The following is a 21,897-nucleotide window of genomic DNA, read 5'->3' on the forward strand; positions in this document are numbered from 1 at the left end:
AGTAATCTAGATAAAATTTATAAGTTAAGGCCTAAGGGTAAAGCACCTAGATCAAAAACAATATCACCACAGAGAACACCGAGGGACTGCGTCCTCACCGAGAAGAGCAAAAGAACCAGACAAAACAGGCAAAACAGGGATCTTCGATCAAACACCTCGAAGATGACGTGACTAATGAAACCCTCCTCTGTGCAGTGCGAAGCAAGGCCTACATGGATGTAGGTCACTTAGGTTATGCATGGAGCATATAACCTGCCTGTGTCCTCGGTGGTTAAACTTCACTAATCTGTAATCATGTCTCTATGTGACTGATGGCATATTGCTAGCACAAACCATTATTTTTTTGATACACTGAATTACTATAATGTAACCGCTTACATTATAGCGGTGTATCCATCAACTGTCTCGGTGGAATAAAGCAAAAAGCCAAAAAGGGTTCAACATGAGTGATCACAAAAAAATACGTTGGGGTATTGTTAGTACCGGAAGAATTGCACAACAGTTTTGTCAAGATATGGCCTTTGTTAACAATGGCAAGCTTGCGGCGGTAGCAGCAAGAAACATTAATGACGCCCAAACATTTGCAAAAAAATACGGTATCGAAAAAGCCTACCAAGGATATCAAGCCATGTTTGACGATCCCGATATTGATGTGGTTTACATTGCTACGCCACATAGTTTTCATTATCAAAACGCTTATGATGCTTTAATGGCAGGCAAGTCGGTGCTTTGTGAAAAACCCATTACGATTAGCAGTGAAGAAAGTATAAACCTCACAGCGTTAGCCAAAACGCAACGCCTGTTTTTAATGGAAGCCATGTGGACTTACTTTTTACCAGCAATTCAACAAGCAAAACAGTGGCATGACGATGGACTAATTGGCAAAGTAAAACACATTAAAGCTGATTTTGGTTATCCAATGCCTTACAACAGTGAATCAAGAGAATACAAAGCAGAATTCGCCGGCGGTTGTTTACTAGACATGGGCATATACCCACTTGCCATCGCCAATTATTTTAGCGAATCGCCCCTGTCAAACTTACTGGTAAAATCTCATCTTGCTCCTAATGGCGTTGACGATGACGTGATTATTTTGGCAGACGCAGGAGAGGTTAAACTAACACTGGCCACATCATTTCAATGCAAGTTACAAAATTGGGCGTATATTATTGGTGATCAAGGTTATATTGCTATCCCTAATTTTTGGCGAGCCGATCAATGCATACTCTATAAGTCGGATCAAAAACTTGATCATTTTAGTGATAACCGCGCAAGTATAGGCTTTAATTATGAAGCGCAAGCTGTCGGAAAAGCAATACAAGACCAACAGGTTCAGCATCCATTAATGCCACATAGCACCAGTCATTTGCTACAACAGCAAATGGAGATGATCAAACGGTTATTTTAAGTCAGTTTAAGGTGTCTGACTTATTTAGTTAAAATGTCTTTATATTTCAGTGAATAATATTTTTTTTGTTGCCTGCTGTTTTTTTATGCATTCACATAGGTTGTATATATGTTATAGTCCTTGCCTGTTTATGCTTATATTTGGCTGTATTTGTATTCATTTTGGGCTTAAGTACCCATTTGCATCGAGTGTTAGGCTATTTATCTCTTGCGTGCTTGTGTAAAAAAAGGAATTTTTGATTATGAATTTTACTTCCTCCATAGAGCAGACTTTTGTTCATAAACATAAGTTACCGCCTAGGCTGCTTGAGTTATTACAATCTTCTGAGCGATCGTCTTTGGTTGGTTTTGGCGCAACATCGGAACAACGTGATTTTATGTTAGTTTCAGCATTGTTGAATAATCAAGATACTGACTTTTTTCAACAGTTGAAGCAAGAGTTAGATAAGTACTTTTTAACACTTAGTTATAGCTTGTCAGCATCATTAACCCCCTAAAAATCAATAGCAAAAACCAAATTCAGCTCAAGTATGACAGAATCAATTTTTTGAATTACTTACCTCTTCTATGAAAAATTCAAAGCAAGTTCAGCATTGAGATAAATCAATGAGACTTCCCATAGCGCATGTACCTAAGTCACTTCAAGGAGTTCTTAATGGTAATGCAAACCTTGACGGGGTTAATATGGCTTCTATACTTTAACTTTGAACGACCCTTTTTTATTGGTTGCAAGGTATTGAACGTAATAATAAAGCGATATTCGCTATGAAAATACTAACTACACTCGCTTTTTTATTGATTAGCTTGCCTAGTGTTGCTCATCAAAATCATTTATTGAGTTTGGTCTCTCCGAATTTTCCTCCTTATACATATGAACATAATCAAGAGGTTGTAAGTATAGGTGCAGAACTTATACATCGTATGTTTGCAAATACCGAAATCCCATACAAACTTACAATCGTTGCCGACTATGGTGTGGTTGTACAAGTGCTAAAAGCCAAGTTAGCCGATGGGATGTTTTTAGCGACACAAAATGCAGAGCGTGATGCTATCGCAGTTTTCACCCAGCCGTTAATGATGAATAAATGGAGTTGGTATATGCTGGCCGACTCAGGCATAGATTTAAACGCTGACAGCTTTAAATCCCAAGCAGTGGTTGGTTCGATAAAAGGAACTAACACAGAAAAATGGCTAAAAGAAAGTGGTTATAACAGTATTGCCCATCCTGTTGAGGCGTCTGCTTTAATTGACATGCTAAAAGCACGTCGTATTGATGCGGCCTTTGTTGCTGAAGCGGTATTTGAACACGCGCTAGACCAACAAGTATTGTCTCAATTTAAAAAAGTAGTGGAAGTTGAAAAACCATTTGGTATGTACATCAGTTATGATTACCTCAAAAAAAATCCCAATTCACTAGCGCAAATAAATCGCAGTATTGAGTTAATGAACTTAGACTGAAGTACTGTTAGGTTGTTTTACATACGGGGCAGAGCTTTAAATACTGTCTTGAAAGTACGTTTGAATATCCTCAACCTCGTTCATGTTATCTAGTAGTGCGCTAACACATGTTTCATCTAAGGTATTTCCTGCAAGCTCTTTTAATAAGGTACTGGCTTTATCGTTACTCCATGCTGGTTTGTAGGGGCGAACGCTGGTTAAGGCATCAAAAATATCGGCAACAGCAACTATGCGCGCTTCAATAGGAATTTGATCTCCTTCAATTCCTTCGGGGTAGCCTTTGCCATTGATGGTTTCGTGATGATGGGCAATAATATTTTTTAACATTTCGATATATTCGATGTTTTCTAGATCAAAGTTTTTCAATAAGTCATCGATTATCTCACAACCCATTTTGGCATGTGTTTGCATGATATCTTTTTCATCGTTGGTTAATTTTCCTGGTTTAAGCAACACACTATCAGGAATGGCTATTTTACCTATATCATGCAGTGGCGAAAACATAAAAATATGCTCAATAAAGTCGTCGCTTAAGTTGTATTCATCTGCCAGTTTCATTGCAATAAGTCTGCTGTATCGAGACATGCGATCTAAATGGCTACCTGTTTCAGGGTCACGTAAATGGGTAATGTTTCCTGTGGTTTTAACTGCGGCTGTGAGTGTATGAATAATATTGCTTTCGTTGATAACCATCAATGAAATCAGGTGGCCATAAATATCTATTTGTTGTAATACGGTTTCAGTAAAAACATTCTTCTTATTTGAATTAAAAAATACAAAACCAAAAAACTCACCGTTGTTAAACATTGGTAAGGTATAACTGGCAACATACCCTTGTCGGCCAATTCGTTTTGTGTGTTCATTGCCACTGTGTTCGAAGGTAAGGAAGTTGTTAATTACTCTCGGTAAGCCCCTGTCTTTTATTTTTTTTAGTGAGGGAACATCGTCTAAATATGCTTGGTAGTGATTTAATGAAGGCGGTATGTCACTGCTATGAATATAGGTTTTTATTAGGCCGGAACCAGGATCATAAATAGCAACAGCTATACGGGCAATAAACGGAAATAACGCGTTTATTGATTTGTGTGTTGCGGTTATTTTTTCATGTAATGAAATTCGTTCATTAAGCTCATTGAGCTGATCAAAATGCTCGGCCATATTGCTGATTCATCAAGTTGAATATACCTTAATACTAGTCCATTTATGAATCGAATGGGAATATTAATATTTAGGGCTATTGCCTGTGATTTATCACTAAAGATTTTAATTGCTGTATCATTGGTGACGATTGCTGATAGGCAAAAACAATTTCTCGCATCAGTGTTAAGCCTTCAATTTCCCGAAAAACAATTTCAGATTTATTCAATACTTCCGGTGGCGCCGGTACTAACGCGCAGCCTAAGCCCGCACGAACCAAGCCTAAAGCGTAATCAATAGTTTGAATTTTGGCTCTAATATCAACACTAAAACCTGCCAAGGTTAAGGTGTCATTGAGGCTATCCCAAGCACTACAAGGTGAACGGTGGATAAAAGGTAAGCTATCTAGGTCTGATAGGGTAATCTTATCTTTTAGTGATAATACGTGATTATAGGGCAGCGCGAGCTTGTAATCTTCTTGCCACAGTGAAACAAAATGTTCTTTTTCATCAAGCTCTTCTTTGATAATTATTCGCGCGTCACAGCTTTGATTATGTGACACTAATGTCAGCTCCATTAAGTTTTGTGAGGTTGTAAAATCTTTCAGTAGCACACTCATGCGTTCAACACCTAACCCTTTGGTTACCCCAAGATAAAACGGCTGTTTAATACTTTGATCGGTGAATAGCGTATTGATAGCATCAGCTTGGCCGAGTAACTGTTTAGCTAAGGGGTATAAGCGCTCTCCGGTTTGGCTTGGTTTAACCCCGCGTGAATAGCGAATAAACAGTTGGGTGTTTAAGCTTTCTTCCAGTTGAGCTACGGATGAAGAGATAGAAGGTTGTGCGACAAAACATAATTTAGCAGCACTGCTGAAGCTTTGCTGTTCATAAACGGCGACAAAATATTTAAGGCTACGTAAATCCATAATGTTGCTATTGCTAACGAGGAAAAGAATTAGTTAAGTATAAATCTTGGTATAGGTAAAAGCTATAACAAGTAAAGATAATTAATATTTTAACTTTGGCTTGGGTTTTTATATTATTTAGCGATAACTAATTTCATTGATAATTTTTTAATAACTTTTCTAAAATAGAAGGTGCTTACTATGTCTAACGCAAACCGTCCTACTTTTAATTGGCAAGATCCACTGTCGCTTGATTCTTTATTGTCAGAAGACGAGCGTATGATCCGTGATAGTGCTCATCAATATTGCCAAGAAAAATTAATGCCGCGTGTTTTAGAAGCTAACCGTAATGAGACTTTTGATGTTGAAATTATGAAAGAGCTTGGCTCGTTAGGCTTATTAGGCGCAACTATCCCTGAAAAATATGGCTGTGCTGGTGTTAATTATGTGGTTTATGGTTTAGTTGCTCGTGAAGTAGAGCGTGTTGACAGTGGTTATCGTAGTGCAATGAGTGTGCAATCGTCATTAGTAATGCACCCTATTTATGCTTACGGTAGTGAAGAGCAACGCATGAAATATTTACCAAAATTAGCAACAGGCGAATATATTGGCTGTTTTGGTTTAACTGAGCCAAACTCAGGCTCAGATCCAGCGAGCATGTTAACCAAAGCTGTTGCTGTTGACGGAGGTTACCGTTTAACCGGTACAAAAATGTGGATCACCAACTCGCCAGTTGCAGATGTTTTCGTGGTTTGGGCGAAACTTGATGGGGTTATTCGTGGCTTTATTCTTGATAAAGGTATGGAAGGCTTAAGCGCACCAAAAATTGAAGGTAAGTTCTCATTACGTGCATCAATCACGGGTGAAATAGTGATGGATAATGTCTTTGTGCCAAGTGAAAATATGCTACCAAATGCTAAAGGCTTATCTGGCCCATTTGGTTGTTTAAACAAGGCGCGATACGGTATTGCTTGGGGCGCATTAGGTGCTGCAGAGTTCTGTTGGCATGCTGCTCGCCAATACACCCTTGATCGTGAACAATTTGGAAAACCATTGGCTGCTACTCAACTTATTCAAAAGAAGTTAGCGGATATGCAAACTGAAATTACTACCGGCTTATTCTCGTGTTTACAAGTGGGACGTATGATGGATGCTGGCACTTTAGCGCCTGAATCTATTTCGTTAATCAAGCGTAATTCATGTGGTAAGGCTCTTGATATAGCACGTACTGCACGTGATATGCACGGCGGTAATGGTATCAGTGATGAATTCCATGTAATTCGTCATGTAATGAACTTAGAAGCTGTGAATACTTATGAAGGAACCCATGATGTTCATGCGTTGATTTTAGGCCGTGCGCAAACCGGTATTCAAGCGTTTTATTAACATCATATTTTGTAGAGAACCATGTAAAAAGTATGATATTGAATAGTCTTTAGTCAAAGACTATTCATCGAAATTGTAGCCCTCGATAACAAGCCTATCGGGCTACACACATAATTGCACCTTTCCTTTGCGGAGTCACCATGTCAGATCGTAACCAATTGGTAAGAGATAATTTTATCAATGCTGTTAATACCAATAATTTACCTACATCCAGTATTACGCTAACACCAGCAGAGGTTGGTTTATCTGATACCGATGTCATTGATTTATTTGAAACGCAGGTAATTAGCCGACACCTTGATTTGCAATCACGGATTATGCAAAAGAAAGGGCAAAGTTTTTATACTATTGGTAGTTCTGGTCACGAAGGTAATGCCGCGTACGCTAAGGCATTTCGACCTACTGATATGGCATTTTTGCACTATCGTAGTGGTGCTTTTATGATCCAGCGCAGCAAGCAAGTACCAGGTCAAACGCCCATTTATGATATGTTGCTGTCTTTTGCTGCCTCTAAATATGATCCAACCTCGGGTGGTCGTCATAAAGTGTTAGGCTCAAAAGCGTTAAACATTCCACCGCAAACCAGTACCATTGCTTCACATTTACCTAAAGCGATGGGCGCTGCTTTTAGTGTGCCACTAGCGAAAAGGCTGGCATTGAGTGATGAGCAATCGAAAAATATGCCCAAAGACAGTTTGGTTGTATGTAACTTTGGTGATGCCTCGTCAAACCATTCAACTACCCAAGGTGCGTTAAATGCCACTGCATGGGCGGCTTATCAATCTATTCCTATGCCTATTGTTTACGTGTGTGAAGATAATGGCATTGGTATTTCAACCTCAACCCCTGATGGTTGGATTGCGGCAAATTATAAAGATCGTGCTGGTTTAACCTATCTTTATTGTGATGGCCTTAATTTACTTGATACCTACCAAAAAGCGAAACAAGCGGAAAAAATAGCACGAGAGCAGGGTAAGCCGGTATTTTTGCATATGAGAACGGTGCGTATTTTAGGCCATGCCGGCTCAGATGCTGAATTTGTTTACCGTGAAATGAAAGATATTGAAGCGACAGAGTTTAATGATCCACTGCTGCACAGTGCGCGCATACTGTTGGAAAATAATATTTTAACGCAAGCAGAGATTGTTAACATCTATTTAGATATTGAACAGCGTATTGCTCATGTTGCAGAGCAAGTGGCGACTAAGCCTAAGCTTGAAAATGCCGAGCAAGTGATGGCGAGTATTAAGCCGCCATTATTACCTGAAAACGTCAGTAGTCGCTATCATAAAGTGGTTGATGAAGATGCGCGTTTAAAACTTTTTTCACATGAAAAACATAATCTTAAGAAAAAACAGCATTGTGCTAAGTTAATTAATTGGGCCTTAATGGATTTAATGGCTGAAAATGAAAATATTCTGATGTGCGGTGAAGATATAGCAAAAAAAGGCGGGGTTTATAACGTTACCAGTAAATTAAGCCAGCGCTTTGGGCAAAACCGCGTTATTAATACCTTGCTTGATGAACAATCCATTTTAGGTTTAGCCATTGGTATGGCACATAACGGCTTTTTACCTATCCCAGAAATTCAATTTTTAGCCTATGTACATAATGCTGAAGATCAAATTCGAGGTGAAGCGGCGACGTTGCCATTTTTCTCAAACGGCCAATTTAGTAATGCCATGGTGATCCGTATTGCTGGGTTAGCCTATCAAAAAGGCTTCGGTGGTCATTTTCATAACGACAACTCTTTTGCTGTATTTCGTGATATACCTGGGCTTATTATGGCTTGTCCGTCAAATGGCACAGATGCGGTCGAAATGATGCGCACCAGTGTCAAACTGGCTCGTGAACAGCAACGTTTGGTCGTGTTTTTAGAGCCTATCGCGTTATACATGACCAAAGATCTTCATCAAGAAGGCGATGGTTTATGGACTTCACATTATGTTACTCCGGCTGAAGCTAGCGCTAATGATGCAATTGAGTGCTCTGTCGACAATTCGATGAAAATTAGCACCTTTGGAGAAGGTAAAGATCTTTGCATTATCACTTACGGTAATGGTTATTATTTATCACGCCAAGCGGAAAAAATTCTAAGCGAGCAAGGTATTAATTGTCGAGTTGTTGATCTTCGCTGGTTAGCGCCTTTAGATGAGCAAGGAATTATTGAACAAGCGCTTCAGTGTAACAATATTTTAATTGTTGATGAATGTCGTCAAACAGGGTCTATCAGTGAAGCATTAGTCACTTTATTGGTTGAAGCACAGGTCAAAGGTAATAAGAAAATGATCAATACTAAACGCATTACCGCTAAAGACTGTTTTATTCCATTAGGTGCTGCGGCCTATCATGTATTACCGTCAACTCAAGAAATCGTTGATACAGCAATTGCTTTGGTCAATAAGGAGAACAACTAATGACTAGCTCTAATTCGTCAAATCAAGTTAAAAAAAGAGCGGTAGTTATTTGCCCAGGCCGTGGTACATACAACAAAGAAGAGCTAGGTTATTTACAGCGATTGCATAGCGATAAACCTGAGCTAGTTGAGGTTATCGATAATTACCGTAATCAGCAAGGTCAGGTGACTATTTCAGAGCTTGATAAAATGGGGCAATATAATATGCGTTTGCATACCGCAGGTGAAAATGCCTCGGCGCTAATATATGGCTGTGCCATGGGCGACTATCAAGCTATTGATAAAGATGAATACGACATTGTTGCCGTGACAGGCAATTCTATGGGGTGGTATATCGCTCTGGCGGTAGCGGGTGCACTCCCTCCTGAAGCTGCTATCGAACTTATTAATACCATGGGTTCTATGATGACTGATGGCGTAATTGGTGGGCAAATGATTTACCCAATTACCGATGAAAATTGGTGTATTGATACGCAAGTAGTGGCCAATATTGAGCAATGGTTGCTTGAAGCTAATAGCCAAGCAGGTTGTGAGGTGCATATCTCTATCAACCTTGGTGGCTATATTGTTTTTGGTGGAAATAAAGCAGGGCTGAAAGCGTTAGAAGCATTATTACCAATGGTGCAAGACCGTTATCCGATGAATTTATTCAATCATGCGGCGTTTCATACCCCGTTGTTAAATGACACATCCATTAAAGCAAAATCGTTATTAGCTACAGGCTTATTTAACCAGCCTAAGATACCACTTATTGATGGATTAGGACAAATTTGGCAACCTCATAGCACCGATATTCAAGGCTTATATGATTACACTTTAGGTACGCAAGTGGTTGCACCATATAATTTTACTAAAGCAATTGAAGTAGCGGTGAAAGAATATGCCCCTGACAAGTTAATTATTTTGGGACCCGGAGCGACCTTAGGTGGCGCGGTAGCACAAAGTTTGATCAGCCAACATTGGTTAGACATGAAAAGTAAAGGTGATTTTATTGCGATGCAAAAAAATGATCCGTTTATACTTGCTATGGGGTTACCCGAGCAACGAACACTAGTGGTTTAACTTAACAAAAGCGACGAGTTAATAAGCAACCGTATTAAATAACACCGGCAGAATACATATAGGGTCTATTCTTGCCGGTGTTTTTTGTTTCACAAGATTATACCTTTAAATACATCAAATCACCTCAAGATGCATAAACGAGCATCTGCTTTTTATGAATTTTTATGCTATTGTTGAACTAAGATCTTAGGGAAAGTTAATCTATTCATTGATGAAATTAACCTAACGTTTTGCTCAGGAGTATCAATGAATGGCTTTAGTCGTGTAACCCTTCAGGCCTTGCTTGAAAATGCTAATATTGGTGTCGTTATTCACGCTTGGGACACATCAATTGTATATGCAAACCCTACGGCACTAAAACTGCTAAGATTATCTCACGAGCAAATAATAGGTAAAAAATCAATGGACCCTCAATGGCGCTTCATTGATGAAGGCAACCATCCTTTGCCCCATGAAAAATTTCCCGTGTCTCTGGTTAAGCGATTTAGAGCTCCTTTAACGAATGAAGTTCTCGGTTTAATCGATAGTCAACAACTTAAACCAACTTGGTTTATGGTAAATGCTTACTTGGAAACAGCTCAGCACATTGGCGATAGTTTTATTGTGGTCACATTTAATGATATTTCCGATCAAAAACACCTTTTTTCATTTAGTGAAATTGTTGATAACGCACAAGATGTTATTATAGTGACAGAAGCGGATAACCTTGAAAGACCACTTGGGCCACGTATTGTTTACGTAAACAAAGCATTTGAACAACTAACGGGTTACTCTAAGGATGAAGTTATTGGTGAAACACCTCGGATATTGCAAGGTAAAGACACTGATATTAAAGAGCTATCTAGGGTAAGTCAGGCATTAAAAAATCAACAGCCTATCAGCTCAACTATTCTTAATTATTCAAAAACGGGCCATCCTTATTGGTTGAGCATGAATATATTCCCATTAACTAACAAATATGGTGAGGTTACCCATTTTGCTGCGTTAGAGCGAGATGTTACGGGGGATAAGTATTATGCGGAGCAATTAGAGTCTAGAAATAAAAGCCTCAAAGAAATAAAAGAAAATCTAGAGCATATTATTACAGAAAAAACCCAAGCATTACATGATGCTAATAAACAACTATATCAACATGCTTATTACGATGCACTTACCAGTATTCCTAATAGGCGTAGTTTTTATGAACAAGCAAAACAACAGTTTAGCCGAGCAAAACGTGACAAAAAACTATTACTGACAAGTATTCTCGACTTAGATTATTTTAAAAACGTCAATGACACTCATGGCCATGATACCGGCGATCGCATGTTGATTGAAGTGGCAAATACCCTATCTACTTTTTTTCGCCAAGAAGATGTTTATGGTCGTTATGGTGGAGAAGAGTTTATCTTTTGTATCCTGCTCAATGAAGAAAAGCAAGCCATTGAAATTTGTGAGCGTTTAAGGGAAAAAATTGCAAGTTTAAGCATTACTCTTGATGATAATACGTCGTTAAATATTACGGTAAGTATTGGTGTTAGCATTACGTTAGTGACTGAAGAGTCTTTATTTGAAGAAGAAATTAAAAAAGCTGATAAAGCGTTATACAATGCTAAAAGTAAAGGGAGAAATTGTGTTGATATCACTTTTTCTAGCTAGTTATATATGGGTACACAAGCCTTTATTTAACAGTATGTTTTGATCATAGTTCGCTTAGACGGCTATAAAGCTCTCACTTTGAAATGGCTTGGGTGTAAAGCCGTAGTGAAAGCGCGAAGATTGCAGGTGAGACTAGCCATTAACATCATTTGAGTTTTAACTAGATTATCAGCACCCTAAAACAGTTAAGTGAATTTAGGCAGTTTAAAATGGCGTTTACAGTGAAGTTTAACCTTATTGAAAAATTATTAATCAGTGCAGGCGTTATTGCTAGCGCAGCTGCAATGTGGCATTTATTGTGTCTTTTTGGTGGGCCAAGTTGGTTTGCTTTTGCAAGAGCACCTCAATCGGTTATTGATTCTGCGCAGCAAGGCACTTTATTTGCTCCTCTTGCAACTGTCATTGTTGCCAGTTTAATGTTTGCTTGTACCATATTTGCTTTTTCAGCTGTTGGTATGATTGGTAAAATTCCTTTAGTTAAACCTGCGTTAGTGACTATCGCTTTACTTTGTACAGTACGAGGTGTCATTGCCATACCCTTTTTTTTGACTTCGACGGGGTGGGATATTTGGCAAGTCGTTGCTAGTACGGTATGGTTTTATGTCGGAGTTTGCTTTATTGCTGGTAGTATCGAGCAATATAGGCGTAATAAATCATTAATAATTAACTAGCAACAAACTTGAGGGAGTGAGGTTTGATAAAATTTATTTCGGCATGGTTAGGTATTTGTTGTACCGTATTTGGTGTTATATTTACATTTCTTCGAGATGAAATTCCATCAGAATTTGTTGTGCTAACAGTCCCCCAATCTCTGTTGTTGGCCGTGTTAGGTATTTTATTAATGTATATCGGTCGCCCGTACCTTCCTGCGCTGCTGAGTGACTTTTTTGACAGTGATAATGCGAGTTATTAACTATACTCTACCTTTACACTGTCTTTGAGCCCTTGTTTTTAAACAGCTCTTACTTGCAAGGCTAAGCGATGTTTACTTCAACGATTCGATAGTCGCTAAAGCTTGGGTGAAATCTGCCAATTCCATTTCTAAATATTCATTATCGTCTAGCCAGTTTACTCCTACGATTACGCCATCTTGATTTAAATCTTCTAGCCAAAACTCTAACCAGTCTGATATTGAAATTGCGCAAGGTATATAGCTAGCCCACTCATCAATACAATGTTGTTGTGCTAATTCAGCACTTGACCATAAAGGCATGACTTCGGTGTTTTCATAGGCAATGGAGTCGAGCACAACCCAATCTTCACTGGTTTTGTCTTGTAATGCCCATAGCATTTGCTTTGGTTTAACCTGAGCTAAAAAATTGTTCAGAGTGTTGGAATTGTCGGTCATAGCGTACATTGCTCAATATTGTTTAGTAAATAGATTATAGCCTTGATTACAATAAAGGTGGCATAAAAATATCGTTAAAAATTATTTGTTTAGTTATTAACTTAGCTGATAGCGCTGATTTATAGGGGGATATATGAAAATGTACTATTTATGAATGTGTTAAAACCATAGCTTTAACGGTATTATTGGCCAATTATTTCTACGCTTTGATGATACTGAGCTAAACAAGCCTATGATTACTATTACAAATTTTGAACACCCACAGTTAACCATTAAAAACTGGCAAGTTGTTACCAATGAAAGCTGGTGCGTTTTAGGCAAAAATGGCTCGGGTAAACAATATCTTGATCAACTGTTAACGGGTGATTTATCGCCTGAATCAGTTGCTAGTCTCTCGTTACCTAGCGCAGACAAGGTGGGTATGGTTTCATTTGAAAGCCAACAAGCTGTATACGAGCATGAATTAAAAATGGATTGCTCAGATTATACCCATGCCAATGATATTGGCACCAAAGCAAAAGATTTTTTACCGGCAGATAAACACAATGATGCTTTGATCACTGAGTTAGGATTAAGTCATCGCTTGGAAAGCGGTTATCGGCAATTAAGTACAGGAGAAGGGCGAAAGCTGTTAATGTTACAGGCGATATTTAATGGCGTAGAGCTGTTAGTTTGTGATAACCCCTTTGATAGTTTAGATGAAGCTTCGTGCATTGCTTTGTCTTCTGCCCTGGAAAACATCGCTAAAAGCGGTATCAATGTGTTGTTGATGTTAAATAATCGACAAGATATTCCTAGCTGGTGTAATAAGGTTGCTTTTATTGAACGCGGACAGTTTGAAGTACTGGGTAAGCTTGAAAATGACGAAACCAAGCGCCAACTGGATGCACTGTTAGCGCCTGTACCGGATGATGTGAGTTGGCCTACTAATATGCAAGAGTTATGTGATTATCCACACCCTTATTTAGTCAAGCTGAATAAGGGCAAGGTTCAGTATCAAGGGGTCAGTGTTTTTGAAGATTTAGATGTGTCTATTAAACCATTACAACATACGCTGATTACTGGCGGTAATGGTAGTGGTAAATCTACTTTAATGCAGTTAATAACCGGTGATTGTCCGCAATGTTATAGTAATGATTTGCATGTATTAGGCTTTAAACGAGGTTCTGGTGAAAGTATTTGGGAACTTAAAAAAGATATGGGTATTGTCAGTGCTGAGTTGCATCGACAATATCGGGTAAACGGCGATTTATTATCGGTTGTACTTTCTGGTTTTTATGACTCTATTGGTTTATATCAACAAGCTGAGCAGGATAAAATAGCCATCGCTCAACAGTGGTTAAACAAAATTGGTATGTTAGCTCATCAACACAGTTCGTTTCGTAGCTTAAGCTATGGTGAACAAAGATTAGCGTTGATTGCCAGAGCCTTGGTTAAATCGCCTTATCTATTAATTTTGGATGAACCAACCCAAGGTTTAGATGAGCTAAATCGTCATAGAGTCCTCAACTTTTTAGAGCATCTAGCAGAGCAAAAGCACAGTACCATGTTACTGGTTAGCCATCGTAAGGATGAACATCTACCCATATTCCAACAACATATTAAGTTATAAAGGTGATTTGTTACGCCAATATCATTGAATAAGCTAAAGTGATTCGCTAGAATAATATTGATTGCTATATTGAGTGAGTGCGCGTGACTTTTAATTTTCCTAAAACATTGCTGGTATTGCTACTGTGTTTGACCTTTCTTGGCCAAGCATTGTCGGCTACGGTTATGTCTTATCATATGATCAGTATGGGAAGTAGTTTGGGAAACAGTATGACGCAGTCATCTGTAGAGCCATCATCACACTCATCTCACTCATCATCGCAAACTCTTACTAATGGTGATCACAGTGGCCACCATATGATGAATGATGCCAACAGTAACCCTGACTGTTGCGACAAAAACTGCGATTGCCTTACTAGCGGCTGTGCTTCAGTTGCTGTTTTAATTAAACACCTAGCTAATGAGCCCGTAATGGATTTTTCAGCTAAAATATCTTCTTTTTCAAGCTTGGCAGCCAGCCAACGTCTTACATCGCTTTATAGACCACCCATATTGAGCTGAACCTAGCATAAATGGGCCCAAAATTTGGCTTATTTAACGCGATAACTTCCTGTATTAAGCATTTTTAGTTGCTAAAGGCCTCTGCGTTGTCGAGGTGTTTAGCAATGCGAAAAACGCTTTTTAACTTAATCATTAATTCTATTTTTAATTAATATCCCTTAGGGGGACTTATGTTTTCAACGCAATATTTTTCAAAACCGCTAGCATTTATTGTGCTAATGATAACACTGACTTTTCTTATGTTAATTGCTAGCTGTACAGATACTACAGTGGTACCTGAACAAGTAGCTACTAAAGCCGCGACACCCATCATGCTAAATGTCTATAAAAGCCCCACCTGTGGCTGTTGTAAAAAATGGATTGATCATATTGATGATAATGGCTTTCAATCAAAGGCGCATAACCAAACTGATATTTCAATCATCAAACACCAGCATGGCATCGCACCACGTTATCGCTCATGTCATACGGCTATTTCTAGCCAAGGTTATGTGTTTGAGGGGCATGTACCTGCTAAATTTATTCATCAATTTTTGCAAGAACAACATGCTGATAATGTTATAGGGCTTTCCGTGCCAGCCATGCCATTAGGTAGTCCGGGGATGGAAGTAGGTGACAAGTTTCATCCTTATAAGGTGTTACTTTTAAAGTCTGATGGTAGTTATGATGTGTATGCCAGTATTCAATCGGCACAGGAGCAGTTCTAATGATAGTGCATATTACTCATCGTAAGTTTTACTTAACGTATGTAATAGGATTACTGTTATTGGTGTTTATTTGGGGTTTTAGTGCGCAGCCGTCATTCGCTAATATTCACGCCAATGTTGACGTCAATGTTAAGGAGACCGGTGAGCCAAATACAGCAAAGATCTTATCGTTTATGCAAGCGATTAAGGCAGCCCAAACAAATGACCCATGGCTGACAGGTAATTTACATCAGCAACGAGCTATTGAATCTATGAGCATTGCTGCTAATACCTTACCCGATCCTAAAGTCACCCTCAGCTTAGCTAATTTACCCACCAATGGTTTTGATTTTTCTCAAGAAGGAATGACCCAAGCCAAAATTGGTATTGCACAGGTATTTCCTCGTGGGGATACCTTAAGCATTAAAAGTGAACAACTTAGCATTGAAAGTGAAGCTTTTGTTTTACAACGTCAAGACAGAGTAGCTAAAGTTGCGGTAACAGTGGGCAGCTTATGGCTAGATGCTTTCAGGGTGCAACAAAGTATTGCGTTAATTAACAAAAATAGCATGTTGTTTGAACAACTTGCGGATGTAGCCCAAGCGAGCTATTCCTCGGCATTAGGCAAAACTCGGCAACAAGATATTGTTAGGGCACAACTGGAATTGACCCGTTTAGAAGATAGGTTAGGGCAATTAGCGCAACAACAAAATCATTATCAAGGCATGTTATCGCAATGGCTTACTCAGTTTGCTGCAAGTAATGAGTCAACCGAGGGCATTGCGCTTAACACTCGTTCTTTGCAAAACACCGTGCTAAGTCAACAATTGCCAAAAATCGCATTAACCAAGGTTCGAGGACTTGATATGCAGTCAGAGTTAACCGCAGCGCAATTGGTGCATTATTTGAGTAAACACCCAGCCGTAGTTGCTATTGATAAAAAGATCGGTGCCAGCAATACCGGTATTAAACTCGCTGAACAAAAGTATCAAAGTCAATGGGGGGTCAATGCTAGTTATGGTTATCGCGCGGATGATGCGATGGGAAGCAGTCGCGCCGATCTTTTTTCTATTGGTGTCTCGTTTGATCTCCCTCTGTTTACTGAAAATAAACAAGATAGAACAGTGCAGTCGGCCATTTTTAAAACAGAAGCAGTTAAAACTAAAAAGTTACTGTTGTTAAGACAATTAATCGGTGCTTATTCCAGTGCTAAGGGGCGGTTACAGCAACTTAAAGAGCGTCAAGCACTGTATTCAACTAGATTGTTACCGCAAATTCATGATCAAGCAGAGGCCTCTCTCACGGCTTATACCAATGATGATGGCGATTTTGCCGAAGTGGTACGCGCCCGTATTGCGGTGTTAAATGCTGAAATAGAGCAATTAGCGCTGAATGTTGAGCAGCAAAAACTTCACCTTGAGCTAAATTATCTTTTTTTGGCTAGCATTGATGGCACAGCCAAACCAATGACTTTAAACCAAAAGCATGACATGAACAGCGGCCAACATACCACAATTTCGGGAGAGAAATAATGAGCAGTAATCCCCTCAGTAACCATTATAAAGTACTTCTTGTCGGTTTAGCGCTTGGCGCAATTATTGGTGTTATTGCATACAAAACGTTAACGTCAAAAGTGTTAGAGCCAACAGCTAACTTGTCAACAGTAGAGAGAAAACCGCTGTATTGGGTTGCGCCAATGGATGCCAATTATAAACGAGATAAGCCCGGTAAGTCGCCAATGGGCATGGATTTAGTTGCCGTTTATGACGATACGGGCAAAGAATCAGAGGAAGGTGTTGGCACTATTAGAATTTCACCTCATGTTGTCAATAACTTGGGGGTACGCACAAGTGTTGTTAGTGTAAAAGCGTTACAGACAGAAATTAATACCGTAGGTTATGTGACTTATGATGAAGATCGGTTGGTTCATATTCATCCAAGGGTTCAAGGTTGGGTTGAAAAGCTTCATGTGTCGGCAGTGGGTGACCCAGTTAAAAAAGATCAGCCTTTGTACGAAATTTACTCGCCAGAGTTAGTGAACGCTCAAGAGGAGTTTTTACTTGCTTTAGATAGAAATAACCGCCGGTTAATTAACGCAGCAAAAAATCGATTAACCGCATTGCAACTGCCAAAGTCAGCGATTGAGCAATTGCAAAAAAACCGAAAAGTGCAACAACGTATTACCTTTTATGCACCGCAAAATGGTGTGGTAGAAAACTTAAAAATTAGAGAAGGGTATTTTGTTAAACCCGGTTCAACGTTAATGTCTATTGGTGATTTATCCGAGGTGTGGGTTGAGGCTGAAGTGTTTGAGCGCCAAGCAGGACAAGTGAAAACCGGCACTCCTGTGACCATGACCCTTGATTATTTGCCGGGCAAAGCTTGGCAAGGACAAGTGGATTACATTTATCCAACCCTAGATGCAAAAACCCGTACCGTCAAAGTAAGATTGCGTTTTAACAATGATCAAAACTACTTTAAACCGAATATGTTTGCGCAAATTGCCATTCACACCACCGGCGATGGTAATGCATTATTAATCCCTAAAGAAGCGCTGATACGTACAGGTAATCAAGACCGGGTGGTATTAGCCTTAGGTGAGGGCAGTTTTAAGTCAGTGGCTGTTAGCGTTGGTCGTTATGACAGTGAGCATGTAGAGATCCTTGCTGGGCTAAGTGAAGGTGAAAAAGTAGTCAGCTCTGCGCAATTTTTATTAGACTCAGAATCAAGTAAATCGTCTGATTTCAAGCGAATGACTACTATTCAAACGATGGATGAAGCTAGCGAAACAATGGATATGAGCCTTAGTGTACCTTCGGCGACAGTTCATGGCACTGTGGTGTCAGTTATGACCGATCATCGCATGGTGACAATTGACCGTGAGGCTATAGCTAAATGGGATCGACCCGCACAAACTGTTGACTTTATTGTTGATGACAGCGCGGAAACGAATGTGGATATGACGTTATTTACTGTTGGTGCTTATGTCATGTTTACTTTTGAAATTCGTGACGGCAATTTTATTATTGTGAGTGCTATGTCAATGGAGCAAGCTAAAGGCGAGGGAGAGTTGCCATGATTAGCGCTATTATTCGTTGGTCGGTTTTAAATCGTTTTCTAGTTTTACTCGCAACAGCATTGTTAGTAGGTGTTGGTTTATACTCGGTCAAGAAAACCCCTATTGATGCCCTGCCAGATTTGTCTGATGTGCAGGTGATTATAAAAACCAGTTACCCCGGTCAAGCTCCACAAGTGGTGGAAGAGCAGGTCACTTATCCGTTAACAACTGCAATGCTGTCAGTTCCTGGCGCAGTTACTGTAAGGGGCTATTCGTTTTTTGGTGATTCTTATGTGTATGTTATTTTTGATGAAAATACCGATTTGTATTGGGCACGCTCGCGGGTGCTTGAATATTTAAGCCAAGTCGCGCCAAATTTACCTAAAGATGCTAGGGCGCAACTCGGGCCTGATGCAACAGGTGTGGGCTGGGTTTATTTATATGCGTTGGTAGATAAAACCAATCAACATGATTTAAGCCAATTGCGCAGTCTTCAAGATTGGTTTTTAAAGTATGAACTACAAACCGTCCCCGGCGTTTCTGAAGTTTCTGTCCTAGGTGGCATGGTGAAACAATATCAGGTGGTAATTAATCCTGACAAGTTACGTGCCTTTGGCATTCCGCTGTCACATATTCAAATGGCCATCAAGCAAGGTAACCAAGAAATTGGCGCATCAGTCATTGAAATGGCGGAAGCGGAATACATGGTGCGTGCTACTGGTTATCTTAAAAACGTTGAAGATTTAGAAAATATTCCGTTAGGGGTAAATGAAAATGGTACACCATTATTATTAAAAGATGTGGCTGATATTGTCACTGGCCCACAAATGCGACGAGGTGTTGCTGAGCTTAACGGTAAGGGGGAAACCGTTGGCGGTATTGTGGTCATGCGTTATGGCGAAAATGCTCAACAAGTGATTAATCGCGTCAAAGCAAAACTTGAACACCTGAAAAAAGGCTTGCCTGATGGCGTTGAAATTGTGCCTGTTTATGATCGCTCTGCGCTAATCGAACGTGCTGTAGATAACTTAGCCTACAAATTATTGGAAGAGTTTGGCGTGGTAGCGTTAGTCTGTATTATTTTTCTATTCCATCTGCGCTCGTCTTTGGTGGCAATTGTGAGCTTACCTGTAGGCATTTTAACTGCCTTTATTATCATGCATTTTCAAGGGTTAAATGCCAATATTATGTCACTGGGCGGCATTGCTATTGCCATTGGCGCTATGATTGATGGCGCTATAGTGATGATAGAAAATATGCATAAGCACATGGAGCGACTGACCTCAAAAGGTAAGGTGTTAACCTCTGAGAGCCGTTGGCAGGTGGTAGTGGCATCAGCCAGTGAAGTTGGCCCTGCGTTATTTTTTAGTTTACTGATTATCACGGTGAGCTTTGTGCCTGTTTTTACCCTAGAAGCACAAGAGGGGCGGATGTTTGCACCGTTAGCGTTTACCAAAACCTATGCTATGGCGGCATCTGCGGCTTTGGCGATTACTTTAGTGCCGGTATTAATGGGCTATTTCATTCGTGGAACAATATTACCTGAACATAAAAACCCAGTGAATAGGTTGTTAACCTTTATCTATTTGCCGGTGCTGAAGTTAGTGTTGCGTTTTCCTAAAACCACCTTGTTAGCTGCCTTAGCAGTGCTCGTTATTGGTTTGTACCCATTAGATCAAATTGGTAGTGAGTTTATACCGCCCCTTGATGAAGGCGATATAATGTATATGCCAACGACATACCCGGGTATTTCCATAGGAAAAGCACGGCAGTTACTGCAACAAACCGATAAATTGATTAAAACAGTCCCAGAAGTTCAAACTGTTTTTGGCAAAGTCGGGCGGGCTGAAACGGCTACCGATCCCGCGCCGCTAACTATGATTGAAACCTTTATTCAATTAAAGCCTCATGATCAATGGCGAGCGGGGGTTACTACCGAAAGCTTGAAAAAAGAGCTAGATGCTTTAGTTAAACTACCTGGGGTTACTAACGCTTGGGTTATGCCAATCAAAACCCGTATTGATATGTTAGCAACCGGGATTAAAACTCCCGTAGGCATCAAAATTGCTGGCGCTGATTTATCGGTTATTCAAGCTATAGGCAAGCAATTAGAAGTTATTCTGCAAGAGGTAGCCGGTACAGCATCGGTCTACTCTGAACGTGTCGCTGGTGGTCGTTATGTTAAAGTTGATATTCAACGGGCTCAAGCAGCACGTTATGGGCTCAATATTGCAGAAATTCAACAAGTTGTTGCTACTGCCATTGGTGGAATGAATGTGACTAAAACCGTGGAAGGCTTAGAGCGCTACCCCGTGAGTTTGCGTTATCCGCAAGATTATCGTGACTCGCCAGAGACACTATCCTTATTACCTATTGTGACACCTAATGGTCAGCGTATTTCATTGGGTGATGTTGCTCATGTGTTTATTGAGGACGGCCCTGCAGGCATAAAATCTGAAAATGCCCGGTTGAATGGTTGGACATTTGTTGATATTGAAGGCGTTGATGTTGGTACATATGTAGTGGCGGCACAAAAGGTCATGGCTGAGAAGCTCAATCTTCCTGCCGGTTACTCAATTACTTGGGCGGGTCAATATGAATATATGCAACGTGCCAAAGCCAAGTTAACCTACGTTGTGCCACTGACGTTATTTATCATCGTTATTTTACTGTACCTAAACTTTAGGAATGTCATTGAAGTGGCCATGATTATGGGGACTTTACCGCTGGCAATGGTGGGTAGTATCTGGTTGATGTACCTGCAAGGTTTTAATTTTTCTGTTGCGGTAGCTGTTGGTTTTATTGCGCTTGCGGGGGTAGCGGTAGAAATAGGTGTTATTATGTTAGTGTATTTAAATCAAGCTTATCAAGAAATGCTTAAGGCGAATAAAGCACAAGAAATAGCCACCACTAAACAAGATGTGCTTCAGGCGGTAATGCATGGCGCAGGCCTACGTGTTCGCCCGGTGATGATGACAGCAGCAGCCATTATTGTTGGTTTATTGCCTATTTTATATGGTACAGGTACTGGCTCTGAAGTGATGAGCCGCATTGCAGCACCCATGGTTGGTGGCATGCTAAGTGCGGTGATTTTAACCTTGTTGGTTTTACCTGCGTTATTTTATTTATGGCGCTCGTCATTAATAAAAAACACCTAAAAGTTCGTGTATGAAATGGTTTTCTCTAAGCTATAGTCATGGTGTTTTTTTCATGGGCTATGCCCATCAACTTGCCGATGATATTGCTGTGAGCTAACCAGTTTTATGTGAAATTATGCAAGAT

At 39.8% G+C, this 21,897-nt stretch carries 18 protein-coding genes; 15 read left to right on the forward strand and 3 right to left on the reverse strand.

The features are described 5' to 3' along the window. Positions 1-442 precede the first annotated feature (442 nt). The 3 genes from ABXG98_RS03720 (at position 443) to ABXG98_RS03730 (ending at position 2,865) form a co-directional block, all read left to right on the forward strand. Positions 443-1,408: a Gfo/Idh/MocA family protein gene (locus ABXG98_RS03720; protein ID WP_353537334.1), complete on the forward strand. Its 966-nt coding sequence runs from the start codon at positions 443-445 to the stop codon at positions 1,406-1,408. A gap of 241 nt (positions 1,409-1,649) precedes the next feature. Then, complete coding sequence (locus tag ABXG98_RS03725; RefSeq protein WP_353537335.1) at positions 1,650-1,904, forward strand: hypothetical protein; 255 nt, start codon at positions 1,650-1,652, stop codon at positions 1,902-1,904. Positions 1,905-2,172: 268 nt separating this feature from the next. Beyond that, positions 2,173-2,865 carry a substrate-binding periplasmic protein gene (locus ABXG98_RS03730; RefSeq protein ID WP_353537336.1) on the forward strand — a complete coding sequence of 231 codons (693 nt, stop codon included), beginning with the start codon at positions 2,173-2,175 and terminating at the stop codon, positions 2,863-2,865. A 36-nt stretch (positions 2,866-2,901) separates the two neighbouring features. Here ABXG98_RS03730 and ABXG98_RS03735 read toward each other — a convergent pair whose 3' ends face one another. Beyond that, on the reverse strand, positions 2,902-4,023 hold the full coding sequence (locus ABXG98_RS03735; RefSeq protein ID WP_353537337.1) for an HD domain-containing phosphohydrolase: 1,122 nt from the start codon (positions 4,021-4,023) through the stop codon (positions 2,902-2,904). Between the two features lie 76 nt (positions 4,024-4,099). After that, a complete protein-coding gene (locus ABXG98_RS03740) occupies positions 4,100-4,930 on the reverse strand; it encodes a LysR family transcriptional regulator (protein ID WP_353537338.1) in 831 nt (276 codons plus the stop codon). 180 nt (positions 4,931-5,110) lie between these two features. Between ABXG98_RS03740 and ABXG98_RS03745 the strand changes: the two genes are divergently transcribed. From ABXG98_RS03745 to ABXG98_RS03770, 6 genes are all read left to right on the forward strand, one after another. After that, a complete protein-coding gene (locus ABXG98_RS03745) occupies positions 5,111-6,295 on the forward strand; it encodes an acyl-CoA dehydrogenase (RefSeq protein ID WP_353537339.1) in 1,185 nt (394 codons plus the stop codon). A 140-nt stretch (positions 6,296-6,435) separates the two neighbouring features. After that, positions 6,436-8,712 (forward strand): dehydrogenase E1 component subunit alpha/beta, encoded by a 2,277-nt coding sequence (locus ABXG98_RS03750; protein WP_353537340.1) that lies wholly within the window; start codon positions 6,436-6,438, stop codon positions 8,710-8,712. Beyond that, complete coding sequence (locus ABXG98_RS03755) at positions 8,712-9,773, forward strand: ACP S-malonyltransferase (protein WP_353537341.1); 1,062 nt, start codon at positions 8,712-8,714, stop codon at positions 9,771-9,773. Before ABXG98_RS03750 ends, ABXG98_RS03755 begins: the two co-directional genes overlap by 1 nt. A gap of 246 nt (positions 9,774-10,019) precedes the next feature. Further along, a complete protein-coding gene (locus ABXG98_RS03760; RefSeq protein WP_353537342.1) occupies positions 10,020-11,411 on the forward strand; it encodes a diguanylate cyclase in 1,392 nt (463 codons plus the stop codon). Between the two features lie 209 nt (positions 11,412-11,620). Further along, entirely contained in the window at positions 11,621-12,082 is a 462-nt protein-coding gene (locus ABXG98_RS03765; RefSeq protein WP_353537343.1) for a hypothetical protein, read from the forward strand. A 23-nt stretch (positions 12,083-12,105) separates the two neighbouring features. Continuing rightward, the gene (locus ABXG98_RS03770) at positions 12,106-12,324 is read left to right on the forward strand and encodes a hypothetical protein (protein WP_353537344.1); all 219 of its coding nucleotides are present in this window, start codon (positions 12,106-12,108) and stop codon (positions 12,322-12,324) included. A gap of 72 nt (positions 12,325-12,396) precedes the next feature. On the opposite strand, the gene ABXG98_RS03775 is transcribed toward ABXG98_RS03770, so the two are convergent. Then, entirely contained in the window at positions 12,397-12,759 is a 363-nt protein-coding gene (locus tag ABXG98_RS03775) for a DUF2750 domain-containing protein (RefSeq protein ID WP_353537345.1), read from the reverse strand. 232 nt (positions 12,760-12,991) lie between these two features. On the opposite strand from ABXG98_RS03775, the gene ABXG98_RS03780 reads away from it, so the two are divergent. From ABXG98_RS03780 to ABXG98_RS03805, 6 genes are all read left to right on the forward strand, one after another. Beyond that, positions 12,992-14,371, forward strand: a complete 1,380-nt coding sequence (locus ABXG98_RS03780) for an ATP-binding cassette domain-containing protein (RefSeq protein ID WP_353537346.1) — start codon at positions 12,992-12,994, stop codon at positions 14,369-14,371. Between the two features lie 83 nt (positions 14,372-14,454). Next, complete coding sequence (locus ABXG98_RS03785) at positions 14,455-14,871, forward strand: CopL family metal-binding regulatory protein (protein ID WP_353537347.1); 417 nt, start codon at positions 14,455-14,457, stop codon at positions 14,869-14,871. A gap of 170 nt (positions 14,872-15,041) precedes the next feature. Further along, on the forward strand, positions 15,042-15,578 hold the full coding sequence (locus ABXG98_RS03790; RefSeq protein WP_502901525.1) for a DUF411 domain-containing protein: 537 nt from the start codon (positions 15,042-15,044) through the stop codon (positions 15,576-15,578). After that, positions 15,578-17,089, forward strand: a complete 1,512-nt coding sequence (locus ABXG98_RS03795) for a TolC family protein (protein WP_353537348.1) — start codon at positions 15,578-15,580, stop codon at positions 17,087-17,089. The genes ABXG98_RS03790 and ABXG98_RS03795 overlap by 1 nt, the downstream gene beginning before the upstream one ends. After that, positions 17,089-18,636 carry an efflux RND transporter periplasmic adaptor subunit gene (locus ABXG98_RS03800; RefSeq protein ID WP_353537349.1) on the forward strand — a complete coding sequence of 516 codons (1,548 nt, stop codon included), beginning with the start codon at positions 17,089-17,091 and terminating at the stop codon, positions 18,634-18,636. Before ABXG98_RS03795 ends, ABXG98_RS03800 begins: the two co-directional genes overlap by 1 nt. Continuing rightward, positions 18,633-21,773: an efflux RND transporter permease subunit gene (locus ABXG98_RS03805; protein ID WP_353537350.1), complete on the forward strand. Its 3,141-nt coding sequence runs from the start codon at positions 18,633-18,635 to the stop codon at positions 21,771-21,773. The genes ABXG98_RS03800 and ABXG98_RS03805 overlap by 4 nt, the downstream gene beginning before the upstream one ends. The last annotated feature ends 124 nt before the right edge of the window (positions 21,774-21,897 follow it).

Source organism: Colwellia sp. KU-HH00111 (assembly GCF_040362745.1).
Classification (GTDB): domain Bacteria; phylum Pseudomonadota; class Gammaproteobacteria; order Enterobacterales; family Alteromonadaceae; genus Colwellia.